Source organism: Acetobacteroides hydrogenigenes, assembly GCF_004340205.1.
GTDB lineage: Bacteria > Bacteroidota > Bacteroidia > Bacteroidales > ZOR0009 > Acetobacteroides > Acetobacteroides hydrogenigenes.
This window is the reverse complement of record NZ_SLWB01000012.1, coordinates 1-15242: the sequence shown is the minus strand read 5'-3', so window position 1 is coordinate 15242 and position 15242 is coordinate 1. Positions and strand designations below refer to the sequence as shown.

Here is a 15242-nt window from a genome sequence, read left to right as displayed (position 1 = left end):
AGGATCGAAAGTATTAAACAGATGAATTGGATAATTCTTATAGTTGCCGGGCTATTCGAGGTGGGCTTTGCCACCTGCTTGGGCAAGGCAAACGAAACGGTAGGGCTAACCTCTAAGCTTTGGTTTGGCGGATTTTTGCTTTGCCTATCGGTGAGCATGCTACTCTTGTTGCAGGCAACAAAGACGCTGCCCATTGGAACTGCCTATGGCGTTTGGACTGGTGTTGGTGCTGTTGGCTCCGTACTCGTTGGCATCTTCTACTTTAACGAGCCGGCAACCTTTTGGAGGGTGTTTTTCCTTACAACGCTTATAATATCGATTATTGGATTAAAAGTGGTGTCAAACTAGTAGCCGAAAAATGTTTTTCATACTCCTTTGAAGGTTCTCGTCAAGCATGAGAACCTTTTTTGTTTTTAGATACTAGTTTTTTGTTGATATGCTTAAGCTTTGCAACCCCTTTAGCCTTATTGCTCCATAAGAAGCATCTTAGACAAGATGATATAAGAAACCCGCCGAGTATTATCTACTGGGCGGGCTTTTCTTAGCCTAAGGCTAAGGGAATAGAAATTATATGGGATTTTGGTTGGTTCGTATGATTTGAATGGTGCTCGTATATGCTCCAAATATGCCAACACCATTGCTAACGTTGGTGTGGATTTGGACAGGCTGCGTGAATGGCGAGTCTACATTCTCATCGTAAAGGAAGAGCGTACGCTTATACTCCCAGAAATCCTTGCTGCAGCGCTTAACGATGCATTCTGTTCTGTCATTATACTCATTGATAGTTTCAAAATAGAATTGAATCTTCCTCTTCTCGCCGTTAAAGGAGATATCCTTAAACAGTAGCTGACGGTTCGATTCGTCTTCCGATACATTCTCACAAAATATATCCTTCGTGTATAGGTTGTGGTATTCATACCATGGGTATAATCTCGATTTATCTTCAACTACATCTCTCACTTCTATAATGTAGTAATCTTCGGTTTCGGAGGGGTCGTCAATGGTAACGGAGATGTAGTAGATTTTTTTGTATGACGATTCGGTTCTATGCACTGTGGTATTCTCTAATGATGGCAGCGATGGAATCGTACAGGATGCTGTAGCTGTGGTTAATCCCGTTGCTTTAGCTTCAATGGTGTACTTTTTACCTATTGTAGGCTTTAAGGGTGATGTGTATATCCCATTTCCTTCCGGTTTAAGGCGAATCTCTCCATCCTCCGATTTTATGGTTACCTCTGCGTTGTCGATCTCTTTTGGGGTAGATGCTTTGTCGAATAGAGGGATGGTTTGTCCTACGTATACCTTCCAGGTGCTATCGGGGTTTGCTCCGCAGTTAATTACTAGTTTGGTCTTGCTTTGAGGAAGGGGTAGGTTTATATCCTTCTCGCAAGCGGTTAGCATTACTGCTAGAATGGCTACTAGAACGTATGGTATTTTGCTTGTTTTGTACATGGTTTTAAAATTTATAGCTGTAGCTGATTGATGGGATTACGGTAAAGAGGCTGAACGACTTCAATGTTCCCTTTTCGGTGTTGGGGTATACAAAGAACGTGTTCTTCCGGTTGTAGACGTTGTAAACGCCTACCGACCAGGTGCGCTCTCCCCATTTTTTCTTCTTTCGGAAGTTAACCCCTATATCGAAGCGATGGTAGGCTGGTAGCCTGATGTTATTCCTGTCGCTGTTGTTCGAAACCTCGGTGCTGCTTATTACATTGGGTATATCAGATGTATAGGGCTTGTAGGTTTCGGTGCCAAGGGTAAAGGCTCTTCCGGTGTTATACACCCAGGTTGCCCCAAAATCAATACGGTTAGATGGTTTGTAGTTAAGAACAACGCTAATGTCGTGTCGCTTATCGTAACTAAAGGGAAAGGTGCGTCCCGCGTTAAGATCGTCGAACTTACGATCTGCCCAGCTAAGCGTGTAGGATATCCATCCGGTTAGCTTTCCACTCCTCTTTTCGCCCATAAGCTCTACGCCGTATCCGGTTCCTTTTCCTGCCGTAACTTTATCCTCCCAGCTTGTGTCGTTTTCGTCGAAGTAAGCCCCATCCTTATACTCGATAATCCTGTCCATCTTTTTGTAGTACGTTTCGAGTGTAAGGTTGTACTTGTTGAGGGTTTTGGTGATGCCAAGCGCTACCTGTTTGGAGCGTTGTGGTTTTACCTTACTGGTGGTAGGAACCCATAAGTCGGAAGGTAGTGCCATCGATCCCGATGTCAAGAAGTGGAGGTATTGGGTCATCTCCACGTACGAAAGCTTGACGGAAGATGATTCCGTTGTTTTAATGTTGAAGGATAGCCGAGGTTCTACCGCATGGTAGCTGGCTCCATCAACCAAGAAGAGCGACCCTCTTACACCTGCATTTAAGCTGAGGGTTTGGTTGATGTCGTAGGTGTCTTCGGCGTAGATGGCGAGCTCTTTTGCGTATGTTTTTTTTCGTTCTTTTTGTTTGATGTTTGACGAAGGATCATCCTCGTTTATAACGCTACTTTCGCTGGCCGAAGGGGTGAAGGTATGGTAGGTTGCCGAGGCTCCCAACTTGATGGCGTGAGCCGTAGAGGGTAAGTAGTCGAAATCAACTTTTGCTCCTAGGTCATCAATCCCGGAAAAAAAGCTGCTGGAGCTTCGGTTGTATTTTGGATCAGAACTACTATTTGTTGTTGAGCTTTTAAAGTCGGTATTTACGTTGAAGCTATACCTTGTATAGGTTGCCGTTGTGTTGGCAAAAAGCTGGGGCGAAAAAATGTGGTTCCATCGTACAGCACCAATGGTGTTCCCCCAGCTGAGGTCTAGGCTGGTTTTGTCATTGGTTGTTGAAGTACCTTCGGTATAGGTATCCTTTGTCTCTGCTTTGGTGATGTCTTTGCCTCCATAATAGCTCAGGTAAAGCCTATCAGTATCCGAAAATTTGTGGTTAACCTTTGCGTTGATATCGTAAAAGTAGATGTTTGCCACATCATTGTTGCTGTTGTCGTCATCTTTTACTTTATTAAGTAGCTCTGCGCCCTTAATCAGCAGATCGGCATAGGTACGGCGAGCCGATACGATGAACGAGGTTTTGTCTTTTACGATAGGCCCGCTTACGCTAAGTTTCGAAGATATGAGGCCAATGGCAAATTCCCCTTCGTACTTCTGCATGTTACCTTCCTTCATTCGTACGTCTATCACCGACGAAAGGCGTTCGCCATATCGTGCCGGAAAGCCACCCTTGTAGATCTGGGTGCTGTTGATGGCATCGGCGTTAAATACGGAGAAGAAGCCGAGCATGTGCGAGGCGTTGTAAACCGGAACCCCATCCAAAAGTATTAAGTTTTGATCGGGAGTCCCTCCACGAACGTATATTCCCGACGTTCCTTCGCTACCCGATTTAACTCCAGGTAGCAGCTGTATGGTTTTAAGGACATCGGCTTCGCCAAACAGTACAGGAGTAACCTTCACCTGACTCATCGAAAGCGTGTTGAGGCTCATTTGCGGTCTCAAGTGTAGCTCGTTCTCCTTCTTTTGGGTAATAACTACTTCTTGTATGCGTTGACCTTCGCTGAGCGATACGTTTATCTGGCGATTTTCTGAAAGATCTACCTTTTGGACAGTTGGTTGATAGCCGACAAAGGTGAAGATTAGGTTGTAGCTTCCTTCTTCGAGGGTTAAGCTGTAGAAGCCAAACTCATTCGAGATGGCTCCTGCAGCTTTCCCTTCGACGGCAACGCTGGCGGCAATTAGCTTTTCGCCGCTGCCCTCTTGGGATACATATCCGCTAATGGTATATTTTTTTTTCCTATTCGATTGGGAATCGTTATTTGAATTGGTTTTCTCCTTAATAATGTACGATCTGGACTCTACCTTTTGAACCGTAAGGCTGGTTTTGCGGGTGAGCATTTTAAGGGCATCTTCAACGCTTTTGTCGGTAATGGTTAAGTTCTCCTGTTCCTTTTCGGTAAGGGTAGGGTTGTATGCAATATGGATGTAGTGCTTCTTTGCTAGCGTGGTTAGAGCCTGTGTTAGCGTTATCTTGTAGAAGCGCTCGTTAACCATTTCTTGTGCCTGAACCTCGATGCCCAGCACGGCAAGCAGAAAGAGAAGTAGAATTCGAGTTACTTTAATTTTTGTGGGTCTGATGTGCATGAACTATTCCTTTTCTGTTAGTATAATCTCGTTTCTTGATGTTTTGTAGCCAATGCCAAGGGGACTTAGGGTCATCTTTAGGGCAACGTTTACATCTTTGGTGTTGAAGTAGCCTGTGTAGGATAGATTCTTAAAGCTGTCTTTTCTTGCGAACTTGATGTTAAACTGGCGCTCGAGCTCGTTAAGAACATCTTCAAACCTTGCTTTTTCGAAGTAGAATTCACCAGAGGTCCATCTGGGCTCAGTAATTTGGGAGTAAAGCAGTTCTCTGTGAACTTTTTTGCTTTGCATGTCGGCGCTAAAGCATTCTCCAACTTCAAGTATTTCATGCTTATTTAGGAGGCTTGTCCCAACTTGAATTTTTCCCTGGTAGCACTCCACCCTATACTTGGTGTTGCGGCTGTAAACGTTGAATTGGGTTCCGAGAACCTTAACCTCGCCTATCGAGGTCTTTACCCCAAAACCTTTTTGGTGATTGCCGTAGAAATACCCTTCTCCATCGAGGGTTACCGATGGCGTAAGCTTCCACAGGAATGAGTTGTAGGCTAAGGATGATCCAGAGTTGAGCTTTGCCTTCGAACCATCGGGGAGCACTATCGCTTGTTGTGCTCCGTTTGGTGTAACAATAAGCTTGCGCCCATTAAGGATTAGAGCCGAAACCGAGATAATGCCTACAAGGGCTGCAGCGGCAGCCCACTTGGTTACTTTAAGAAGGTATCCTCTACGATTTGCTGATGTGCTTCTAGCTATAGTTTCAGCAATACGATTCCGCAGTAGAAATTTATTTACCCTTTCAGCATCGTCACCTTTTAAAGGGAACGATTTGAGCTCTGTTCTTAGCTTATCGGCAAGCTGCCTGTTTTCGAGGTTTTGCTTGTACCAGCTGTTCCATGGGCTTTCGGGGCTCGAAGTGAAAAGCCATTGGATAAAGCCCTCCTGTTCGAGCAGCTCGTTTATCTTTTTCTGATCCATTTTCATGCTCTTTATACCCCAAAGAGCGAGAAGGAATGGTTTTGTACTTGCCTATAACGGCAAAATAGTGTTAAATGAATTTGGAGAGGGTGGTTATGAGCAGAAGCGACGGTAGCTGAGTCTCGCTGCGCATGCGCTTTAACCCCTGCGAGAGCAGGTTGCGAACCGATTGGTTGTTGATCCCAAGAATTTGGGATATCTCGTCGTTGGACAATCCGTTGTAGAAGCTTAGGAAGATAACCTCGCGCTGCCGATCGCTAAGGCTATCGATCACTTGTTGTACTTGTTCTAGCTGCTCTTGCTTTAGCTCCGATCGGATAATTGCCTGTTCAATATCGATATCAAGGATGAACTCGGATTGCGAAATATCTTTCTGAGGTACATTTTGGCGCTTGATGTTTAGGAGTATCTCGCGCCTAAGCGATGTTAGCAGGTATGCTTTTAAGGAGTTTGGACTGTTTAGGCTATCCCGCCGCTCGTATAGACGAACAAACAGATCGTGGATGCAGTCTTCAATAAGCGTAGTGTCGCGGGTAAACCGGCTGCCATACCGTAGCAGCTCATCAATATGGTTATTGTATAGCGTTTCGAATGCAGCTGCATCTCCTTTTTTAAATCTTTCCCATAAGAAACTTACCTGCATACTCAATCGCTGTTAATGCTAAACTTACAAGGTGCAAAGGTATTTTAATTTTGAATACAAGGAGAATTTGCTTGTATGGGATGGTTATGAATGTGTTTTTTGTCTTTGACAAAGTAGGCTTTATTGGAGATTACCTATCACTGTTACGATGATGAGAGTCGTTTAATGTTAAATTAAAATTTTTATAAAGAATAGAATGGCTTATTTATGCTGTTGATAATTTGCGGTTTATGTTAAGTTGTGTTTGTAAAAGCTTTTCATTTAGTGTATTGCTTAGGCGCGAAAGATGGCATTTGTTTTTTTAAATCATCTTTATTGCACATATTTGCCTAGCGTTTCTTACGCATATTTTAAATCGTATTTGCTGTTAGAATGAAGTTGATCAAAAAGTTTGTTAGCGGTAGCCTAAAGCGTAGGATGCTGCTGAGCATAATTGGAAGTATTAGCATTATATTTATTTTCACGGCTCTAGTTACTGTTCTTAGAGTACGAACATCTCTAATACAAGAGAAAGAACTGACTATTCAAGCGTTATCAAAAGGGAGTACTTTACTGTTATCCTCTCAGATTAATCAAAGCATGAAGCAGGTACAAACCTTGGATTTAGCGTTTGAGAATATCTATAATGTACCTCGACAGGAGCGTAGACCCGTTGTTGTGAAGGAGCTAAGAGAAGCGCTAGCTTCAAGTTCTGAGGATATCCTTTCTTTTTGGACAGATTGGGAGCCAATGGCGATTGATAGTCTTGATGCCCAGTTGTTAGGAGCCCTAAGCTCTTCGTCTAGCGGTCGGTTTTGTGCAACAATCTATCGAAATGGTGGCGCTGTCGATCTGAAAAACAACAGCACGTCAGCCGACAGCGAATCGCTTAACAGCGAATACTACTTAGGCCCTAAAAACTCCAAGAACATTTACATCACAAAGCCTTACCTAGACGATTATGATGGCAATACGCAAATTCTGATGATTAGCGTTTCATCTCCCATAGTTGTTGGAAATGCAGTTAAGGGGGTTATTGGTGCCGATATCAATATTTCGCATATTAATAAGGAGATAAAGGAGTCGCTAAAAGAGCAGGAAGGACGATTCTTTGTTGTAGATGCAACGCAGAACCTAGTTCTATACGATAAGGAGGATAAAGTTGGTAAGGCTGCAGCTGAAGTTCTTGCCAATCAGCATAGCCGGAATGAGAAGTTGATGGAGGCGTTGACAAGTAAAGACTCCGGATTTTACACCTACTACGACGAGGATGGAAAGAACTACATTGCCTATGTTAGCGAATCTGAGATATTCAACAAGGGAGAGCATTCCATTCTGCTAATCCCATACTCGTTTATTAGAAGCGCTATTATTGAGACTGTTCTAGCAGGAATTATTCTCATTGTTATTGCAATATTGATAATCTACCTAGTTACGGTTCGAATTGTTAAAGGTATAGTCGATCCTGTGGAGAAGGTTACCTCTGTGCTGAAGGATCTTGGTGATGGCAACTACGATAGGGCCTCTACCATCGAGATTAAGACCGACGACGAAATTGAAACCATGGCTAACTCGCTTAATAGCCTTTACCATTCTATTGGCGAGATGTCGGATTTTGCCAATGCCATTGGTAGTGGGGACTTGGCCGCAAGGCTCGACTCGAAAGGCGAGGGCGATCGCTTGGGCAACTCGCTGATTAAGATGCGCGACAGCCTCGAAAAAGCTGCAAAAGAGGAAAAAGTAAGGAAGGAAGAAGATGCCAAGCAGGCTTGGGTAGAGCGAAGCGTTGCTAAGTTTGGTCAGGAATTGCGTAACGATACGGGCGATACAAAGACATTATACAACAATATTGTTAGGCTGTTGGTTAACGATCTTGGGGCCAACCAAGGTGCGCTATACCTGCTTAACGACAACGAGGAGGATGATAAGTTCTTCGAGATGGTGGCTTGTATTGCCTGGGACCGTATAAAAATGGCACAGGGGCGCTTCCTTTTAGAAGAAGGATTGCTTGGTGCCTGTTACTTCGAAAAGGCTCCTATTGAGCTTACCGAGATTCCTGACGATTACATAAGCATTACCTCTGGTTTGGGAACTTCGAAGCCAAAAGTGCTAATGCTGGTTCCGCTTATCCACAACGAAATGGTGATTGGAATCATTGAGGTTGCCTCGTTCTTTAAAATTGACGATCATAAAAAGGTTTACCTGGAGCGTATTGCCGAAACCTTTGCCGCATCGCTTGTATCCATAAAGGTTAATGCACGTACCAACGAGCTGCTGCAGGTATCGCAGATGCAGGCCGAGGAGATGGCCGCACAGGAAGAGGAGATGCGTCAGAACATCGAAGAGCTGCACGCCACCCAGGAGGAGATGAAGCGTAAGTCGCAAAAGAGCGATCTGCTTCAAAAGGCGATCGATCAGGCGTTCGTTTCCATAACCATTAGCCGAGACCTTACCATTCTTGACTGCAACGAGGTTGCTAGCGGAATATTTGGTAATGTGCCATCGGCTGTTATTGGGCAGCATCTCGATCAGCTTATGAATGAGACGGAGGTGCAGCAGCTGCTGAATAACCTAGGCTCTTTGGATGGCGATAGGCTTGTTTCTGCTGATATTTCGTTCAGTAAGCTTACGGGAAATACGAAAAAAGTTAAGGCAACTTTTGTTGCCGATGGCGACACGAATGGCTCTACCACCATTATTGGTTACGAGCTGAACTAAAGATACTTCTTCAAACAGGTATATGTAAAGACCCGGGGGCAGCAATGCTTTCGGGTTTCTTTTTTGGGGTTGTTTGGGATGGGAGGCACTAGATTTCTTGTAACTTTTTACCAAGAACAGCGTCTAGAAGACATCATAAACAATAAGCACGATTTTTTTATCTAAAACTCAAACATGAAAAAGCTGTTTTTGCTAGCATTACTGGCGTTGCTACTTGTAAATTCTGGAATAGCAAAGGGAACAAAGACAAAAGTGGTTACTCTTGCTACCATACATGGGCTCCATCTTCAAAGCAAGTATACTTACCAAGATGTAATTCGTGCCATTGACTCCTACAAGCCCGATTTGATCTGCTTAGAAATTCGTCCCGAGGAGTTTCGTACCAAAACTTACCTTCAGGAGATGATGTATGCTACGGCTTATGGCGATTTAAATAAAATAGCTGTGGCTCCGATAGACTGGTATACAGGCGATGCAAAAAGAAACGATAGGACTATTCGCGACTCGCTGATGAAGCTGGATAACTATAAGGCTATGCAGAGGCAGCTCGATTCGTTGGAGAATGCCAGCGAAATTATGAAGGCTTTTACGGCAAAATATGGACAAAACATATTTCAAAGGAAAGATCTTGGCTTTGAGTTCTACAATGGAGACGATTTTAATGGATATAACAGAGAATACTACCGTTTGTCCATTTCCATCTTTGGCGATAGCCCCGTTAACCTTAGCGCCGTTACCCGAAACAAGAAGATGACCCAACGCATAATAGATGCAGTAAAGAAGTACAAGGCAAAACGGGTGGTAGTGCTTTGCGGTGGCGAGCATAAAAGCATCATTGAAGATTTCCTGAATGAGAATGGTACAGTTGAGGTACTGTCGGCTTCTTCCATCTTGCCTTTGAATGATTATAAGCTTAGCGATGTGATGGTGAGCGCGCGTCCTAACCTCTACTTTACCAAGGTTGACACGGCAGAAGCTAACAGCTACTACAGCTCGATGATTTCGCCCCTACTGATGAAGAAGCATTCCATGCCCAGCTTCTCGGAAAATGACTATTTCGACCTTTCGACGGTAGGAAAGGTGCTCCAGAATTGGGAAAAGGATGTGCCTACGTCGGCTACAATGATGTACGAGCAGGCTTGGTACAATTTCCTTGTTAAGAACTACGACAAATGCATCGAGTACGCCAACGCATTCCTTCAATCGCCCAACCTAAACAAGCAGGATGTTCCCGATTTCTTCGCCTACCGCCTTTTAGGCTTTAGCTACGACATGAAGAACGACAGAGCTGCCGCCTTAGAATCGTATAAAAAGGGGAAGGCAGCTATGGCGGAAAAGAAAATGAAGGAGGAAATGGTAAATAGTTTACTGGGTAAATACGAAACCACTCCTTTCGTCCGTTAGTATTAATAGTAGCAAGTATTAGTAGCTGCTCTGTTCTCATTTATGGTATCATGACTCACGTATCAAGTAGCACGAGGCTTACGCCAAAAATACTTGAGGGCTTTTACAAACGTTATTGGTGTATTTCGTGATACCGTTGTCGTGTGTCGTGGTACCATAGGTGCTGAAAAGCTAGAAGTTATATTAGGACAGATATACATTTAAAGCGTGGGGGATGCTCTATTCATGGAGCATCCCCCTTTTTGTTGTACTTTTACCCTGCAACTAAACACGAAGAGATGAAAAAGCTACTTTATTCAGCATTACTACTTGTGGTACAGCAGCTGCCTATGGCCCAAGCAAGCCCTACTGGGAACCTTCTTGTGACTAAAAAGATTAGCACAGGATGGCAGCTTAGGCAGGTAGGAAAAGATCAGTGGTATCCAGCTACGGTTCCCGGAACGGTAAACACCGATTTGCTAAAGAATAAGCTTATCAACGATCCTTTTTATGGTGACGAGGAGACAAAGCAGCAATGGATTGGCGATGAAGCTTGGGAGTATAGAACAACCTTTACTGTTGATGCCGCTACCCTTAATAGGGAGAGCGTAGAGCTGGTGTTCAACGGCCTCGATACCTATGCCGACGTTACCCTTAACGGTAAGGCAATTCTCCAAGCCAATAACATGTTTCGCACATGGCGGGTCGACGTTAAGCCGCTGCTTAAGGCGGGCAAGAACGAACTTGTGATCCTCTTCAAATCGGCCTACAAGGAGGGCCTAAAGGAGCTAAAGCAGTTCCCCATTCAGCTGGTGAACGACAACGACCGTGGCGAATTCAAAACCAGCGTTTTTACCCGCAAGGCACAGCACCACTACGGCTGGGACTGGGGTGCACGCTTCCTTACAGCCGGTATCTGGCGCCCCGTAGAGCTTCAGGCATGGGATAAGGTTCGTATCGACAATATTCAGTACAAGCAAAAGAGCCAATCGTCCGCTTTGGCCGCTCTTGATGTGGTATTCAACCTAACATCAACCACCACCCAAAAGGTAAAGCTATCGGTTGCCGGTGTAAAGGGTAAGGTGTATGCTACCAAGGAGGTTTCATTGCAGAAAGGTGAGAATAGCATCACCATACCAATTGCCATCAGCAATCCAAAGCTGTGGTGGCCTAACGGGCTAGGCGATGCCTACCTTTACAAGCTTACCGCCGGTGTTAAAGCAGCCGATAGCAAAAGCGTATCCAATACACAAAGCATAGGTATCAGAACGGTTGAGGTTGTTCAGCAGCCCGACGCCAAGGGAAAGTCGTTTATGTTCAAGGTTAACGGCGTGCCCGTGTTCATGAAGGGGGCCAACTACATCCCATCCGACCATTTCCTACCCCGTGTCGATTCGATGCACTACGCCAAGCTGATTAAGCAGGCGAAGAATGCCAACATGAACATGCTCCGCATATGGGGTGGGGGCGTTTACGAGAACGATCTTTTCTACAACGAGTGCGATCGTCAGGGTATCCTGGTTTGGCAGGACTTTATGTTCGCCTGCAGCTTCTACCCTTGGAACGAATCGTACCTAAACAACATCACCGAGGAGTTCCGCCAGAACGTTATCCGCCTGCGCAACCACCCAAGCATTGCCATGTGGTGCGGCAACAACGAAGTACGCGAAGCGTGGTACCACTGGGGCTACCAAAAGGTGTACAAGTGGTCGGCCGCTGACTCGGCAGCCATTTGGCACGGCTACCTAAAGATTTTCGAGGAGACTATCCCCAACGTTTTGAAGGCCGAAGATAACAGCCGCTACTACTGGCCATCGTCGCCCTACTACGGATGGGGTTCTCCGAAGAGCCTAACCGAGGGCGACTCGCACTACTGGGGCGTTTGGTGGGGAATGGAACCCTTTGAGACCTACGAGAAGAAGGTTCCCCGCTTTGCAAGCGAGTACGGCTTCCAGGCAGTCCCTTCGGCCAAGACTTTAGAGGAGTTTATCCCTCGATCGGAATGGAGCACCAGCTCGCCCATCTTTAAGGTGCACCAAAAGAACGCCCGTGGATTCGAAACCATCGATACCTACCTTAAGCGCGATCTTCCCGAACCTAAAAGCTTCGACGACTACATCTACCTAAGCCAGGTGCTTCAGGGCGATGGCATCACCCTTGCCATCGAGGCCCATCGCCGCAGCATGCCCTACTGCATGGGCTCGCTCTACTGGCAGCTTAACGACTGCTGGCCCGTGGTTTCGTGGTCGAGCATCGACTACCGCCTTCGCCCAAAGGCCTTACAGTACATGGCAAAGCATGCCTTTGCGCCCCAGCTGGTTTCCTTTGCCGATAACGGCGATGACTTGAGCATCTACCTGGTTAACGACCATACCAAAGCCCAAAAGGGAACGCTATCGTGCCGCTTGTACAATCTTTCGGGAAAAGAGCTGTGGAGCAACGGCCGCAGCGCTACCGTCGATGCTAGCGCATCGGCCAAGGTGCTTACCCTTGCCAAGAGCAAGCTGCTTTCGTACGGCGATTCAACCTCCTTGGTGCTGGTTACCCGCTTTAACGGAGTTGAGGCCGCCCACTACCTCGCCAAAACCAAGTGGCTGAAGCTCGAAAAGCCCGATTTCAGCATCACCCTAGGGGCCGATAGGCAGGGACAGTTCCTTACCGTTACCGCGCGTAACGTGGTTAAGAACCTCTTTATCGATTCCAAGTACGACCTAGAGCTTAGCCAGAACTTCTTCGATGTTATGCCCGGCGCTTCGGTAAAGGTTCGCATCGGCTGCAAGAATAAAATCACCCTAAAGGACATTGCCACCAAGAGCATGTACGATTGCATGACGAGATAGAAGCATGTAGAACCGCACGGCTGTGGGGCTCTACGATACCAATGGAACCGCACTGCGGTGCGGCTCTATTGTATTGCCAAAGGGGCATAGCCGTCAAGCGAAGTAGGGTCTGCTGAAAAACAACTATTCCGAATCCCCAACCCCCAAGGGGCATAGCCGTCAAACTAAGGTTTTTTTTCAAAGCCTAATGCATAATCATGGCGCTTTATCCCCTCCTTGGAGGGGGTAGGAGGTGGGTTTACTCGTTTAAATCAACATTTTTACTCCATTTCACGTTCTTAACCCACCCCAACCCCTCCCATGGAGGGGATAAGCAGCTTCAATCATGCGCTGATGCTTGATCTCTATCCTTTTATTTCTATAATTTAGGACTATACAACTCTTAGGTTGACGGCTATGGGCAATAGCCTCAGACGAACGTGTACCTAACAGGTTTTCAAAACCTATCAGGTCTACCGAAAACAAATTGCGTGTTGAACCTATATCCTTTAAAAGCGAAATCCCTGAGATAACGCTAAACATTATTGCCTTTTACCTGTTTACCTCTACTTTTAGACCTTACGTAATATCGATTGAAATGACAGAAAGGGAGCAAAAGCTTTACCGACAGGCGTGGTACTTGAGCCTGTTTACCATCTTCTACAACATTGTCGAGGGGGTGGTGTCGATGCTTTTAGGGTATCAGGACGAAACCATTGCGCTGTTTGGGTTTGGTGCCGATAGCTTTATCGAGGTAATGTCGGGTGTTGGAATTGCGGTTATGGTTCTTCGGATCAGGCAAAACCCCAGCAGCGAAAAGACCCGATTCGAAAAAAGGGCGCTGCAGATTACCGGTGCGGCATTCTACCTGCTAACCGTTGGTCTGCTTGCCGGAGTTATCCTAAATGTTGCTACGAACCATAAGCCCGAAACCACATTTTGGGGTGTTGTGGTCTCGTCGGTATCTATTCTGGTGATGCTTTGGCTTACCCATGCTAAAAAGAGCATAGGGAAGCAGCTCGGCTCCGATCCCATTATTGCCGATGGCAACTGCACCAAGGTTTGCGTTTACATGTCGGTTGTGCTGCTAATATCAAGCCTTATCTACGAGCTTACTGGCTTTGCCTATGCCGATGCCATTGGAGCAGCGGGTTTAGCCTACTTCTCGTTTACCGAGGGTAGGGAGGCCTTCGAAAAGGCAAAGGGGAAGGAGTGCTGCTGCTGCCATTGCAGCAACGAATAAGGGGCGATCCGCCCGGCCGTTCGGTTCGATACTGCCAATGAATATGGCAAGCCGCCCAGCATCGTTAGGTTGATGCTGGGCGATTGGCTTTTTCTATGCTCTGCTGTTTTTACAATCGCCTCGTCAGTAAGGGCCATCCTTTGCCCATATTTGAAAGAGAAAGGAAGCATAACCGTATTCGAGCACAACAGCGCCAATCGCTGCACCTAATTTATTGCACCCGTAGAGGCGAACGGCCATACGCCTCTACCTTGTTCGCCGATAAGCCAACGGCCCATCTTCCTATGGTTGAAGATGGGCCGTTGTCCTTTATGATGGATATCGGTAGCGCAAGTAAACCGCCGACCTAACACCTCGCTTACATGCTTGCAAGGAGAAGAGATGTAGCTGTGATATAGGCTGATCAAAACAAAGGCACCCCTAAGGATGCCTTTGCCATACCACTGTAAAAACCTATACTAGTACAATCACTGCACAAAAATTGTGAATACATCGCTTAGGTTAATCTTGCCGTTGGTTCCCAGGTAACCCGCTCTTACGGCTTGTTGAGTTCCGGGCGTTAGTCCGCTTATAGTTGTCTTATGCTTGGTAGATAGCAGGTTGTTCCACTCCTTTATGTTTTCGGGAGCAGGCATAGGAGCATGGTATATGCTGTAAACACGGGTATTCCTTTGTACCGGTATGTCCACTACAATTTCGCCATGGGCTAAGCCCGACTTTAGCTTTAACGATGTAGGTGCTGGAAACTCAGGATAATTTTCTGCTTCTTTGCGTGTTGGAAATCCAGAAGATTTTAAAATCATAAGATCGCCGCCAGCCTGTTGGTTTACCACCTTGGCAATTATCGATGTTGTTTCTAGAAGCTTGGTTCTAGCTAAGTTCTTTGCAACAATCTCAACCTTACCTCCGTTTTCGCACTTTGCCTTTGCGTTGGTAAACGAAACGATATCGTTGTTAAACGATTCGAGCTGGCCATCCAAAAAGTTGAAATACTTATTCCCCTTTAGATTGCTGTAAGCAATGTTACCAATGTTAAGCAGCTCGTTATCCGAGCTGTTGTCGAAGCATGTGTTAATATAATTCTTCCCCATATGCTAATGGTTTTTGTAGTTATGTATGCATATTACGGTGACTTTAACTAAACTTCCACTAAGTCTTTGTGATAAAATTAAATATAGTTAAATGTTTTATATTTTTTTATTTGTCCATAGTAGAGCTATAATGCTATATTGTAGGTGTTAGGCTTCGAATACCCATTTATGGTAATGAGACTGTTCATGCAACTGTGTCTGCAAAATGATAACGTTAACTTTGCAGACAATGGAAGAGAAAGAAAAAGCAGCGAGCTTCAGCTACGAGGAT

The 15242-nt window shown here is 45.6% G+C and carries 10 protein-coding genes; 5 read left to right on the top strand and 5 right to left on the bottom strand.

The window, feature by feature from the left end; all coding sequences use genetic code 11:
- Nucleotides 1-21 precede the first annotated feature (21 nt).
- Nucleotides 22-348, top strand: coding sequence for a DMT family transporter (locus CLV25_RS11655; RefSeq protein WP_131839832.1), 327 nt, complete (start codon nt 22-24; stop codon nt 346-348).
- A gap of 219 nt (nt 349-567) precedes the next feature.
- Here the strand turns inward: CLV25_RS11655 and CLV25_RS11650 are convergent, their stop codons facing one another.
- From CLV25_RS11650 to CLV25_RS11635, 4 genes are all read right to left on the bottom strand, one after another.
- Nucleotides 568-1452, bottom strand: coding sequence for a DUF4249 domain-containing protein (locus CLV25_RS11650; protein ID WP_131839831.1), 885 nt, complete (start codon nt 1450-1452; stop codon nt 568-570).
- Nucleotides 1453-1456: 4 nt separating this feature from the next.
- Entirely contained in the window at nt 1457-4123 is a 2667-nt protein-coding gene (locus tag CLV25_RS11645; protein ID WP_131839830.1) for a TonB-dependent receptor, read from the bottom strand.
- A gap of 3 nt (nt 4124-4126) precedes the next feature.
- Complete coding sequence (locus CLV25_RS11640; RefSeq protein WP_165877074.1) at nt 4127-5095, bottom strand: FecR family protein; 969 nt, start codon at nt 5093-5095, stop codon at nt 4127-4129.
- Nucleotides 5096-5165: 70 nt separating this feature from the next.
- Entirely contained in the window at nt 5166-5738 is a 573-nt protein-coding gene (locus tag CLV25_RS11635) for an RNA polymerase sigma factor (RefSeq protein ID WP_131839828.1), read from the bottom strand.
- 579 nt (nt 5739-6317) lie between these two features.
- Between CLV25_RS11635 and CLV25_RS11630 the strand changes: the two genes are divergently transcribed.
- From CLV25_RS11630 to CLV25_RS11615, 4 genes are all read left to right on the top strand, one after another.
- A complete protein-coding gene (locus tag CLV25_RS11630; protein ID WP_165877073.1) occupies nt 6318-8435 on the top strand; it encodes a PDC sensor domain-containing protein in 2118 nt (705 codons plus the stop codon).
- Nucleotides 8436-8609: 174 nt separating this feature from the next.
- Complete coding sequence (locus CLV25_RS11625; protein WP_131839826.1) at nt 8610-9839, top strand: hypothetical protein; 1230 nt, start codon at nt 8610-8612, stop codon at nt 9837-9839.
- A gap of 278 nt (nt 9840-10117) precedes the next feature.
- Nucleotides 10118-12658 (top strand): glycoside hydrolase family 2 protein, encoded by a 2541-nt coding sequence (locus tag CLV25_RS11620; protein WP_131839825.1) that lies wholly within the window; start codon nt 10118-10120, stop codon nt 12656-12658.
- 577 nt (nt 12659-13235) lie between these two features.
- Nucleotides 13236-13880 (top strand): cation transporter, encoded by a 645-nt coding sequence (locus tag CLV25_RS11615; RefSeq protein ID WP_131839824.1) that lies wholly within the window; start codon nt 13236-13238, stop codon nt 13878-13880.
- A gap of 467 nt (nt 13881-14347) precedes the next feature.
- Here CLV25_RS11615 and CLV25_RS11610 read toward each other — a convergent pair whose 3' ends face one another.
- Nucleotides 14348-14971 (bottom strand): hypothetical protein, encoded by a 624-nt coding sequence (locus CLV25_RS11610; RefSeq protein WP_131839823.1) that lies wholly within the window; start codon nt 14969-14971, stop codon nt 14348-14350.
- Nucleotides 14972-15242: the final 271 nt, after the last annotated feature.

What these genes read in the sequence shown, in the direction of transcription:
- CLV25_RS11650 (WP_131839831.1), bottom strand. Translation starts at nt 1,452, where the DNA reads ATGTACAAAACAAGCAAAATACCATACGTTCTAGTAGCCATTCTAGCA.
- CLV25_RS11645 (WP_131839830.1), bottom strand. Translation starts at nt 4,123, where the DNA reads ATGCACATCAGACCCACAAAAATTAAAGTAACTCGAATTCTACTTCTC.
- CLV25_RS11610 (WP_131839823.1), bottom strand. Translation starts at nt 14,971, where the DNA reads ATGGGGAAGAATTATATTAACACATGCTTCGACAACAGCTCGGATAAC.
- CLV25_RS11655 (WP_131839832.1), top strand. Translation starts at nt 22, where the DNA reads ATGAATTGGATAATTCTTATAGTTGCCGGGCTATTCGAGGTGGGCTTT.
- CLV25_RS11635 (WP_131839828.1), bottom strand. Translation starts at nt 5,738, where the DNA reads ATGCAGGTAAGTTTCTTATGGGAAAGATTTAAAAAAGGAGATGCAGCT.
- CLV25_RS11620 (WP_131839825.1), top strand. Translation starts at nt 10,118, where the DNA reads ATGAAAAAGCTACTTTATTCAGCATTACTACTTGTGGTACAGCAGCTG.
- CLV25_RS11625 (WP_131839826.1), top strand. Translation starts at nt 8,610, where the DNA reads ATGAAAAAGCTGTTTTTGCTAGCATTACTGGCGTTGCTACTTGTAAAT.
- CLV25_RS11615 (WP_131839824.1), top strand. Translation starts at nt 13,236, where the DNA reads ATGACAGAAAGGGAGCAAAAGCTTTACCGACAGGCGTGGTACTTGAGC.
- CLV25_RS11640 (WP_165877074.1), bottom strand. Translation starts at nt 5,095, where the DNA reads ATGGATCAGAAAAAGATAAACGAGCTGCTCGAACAGGAGGGCTTTATC.
- CLV25_RS11630 (WP_165877073.1), top strand. Translation starts at nt 6,318, where the DNA reads ATGAAGCAGGTACAAACCTTGGATTTAGCGTTTGAGAATATCTATAAT.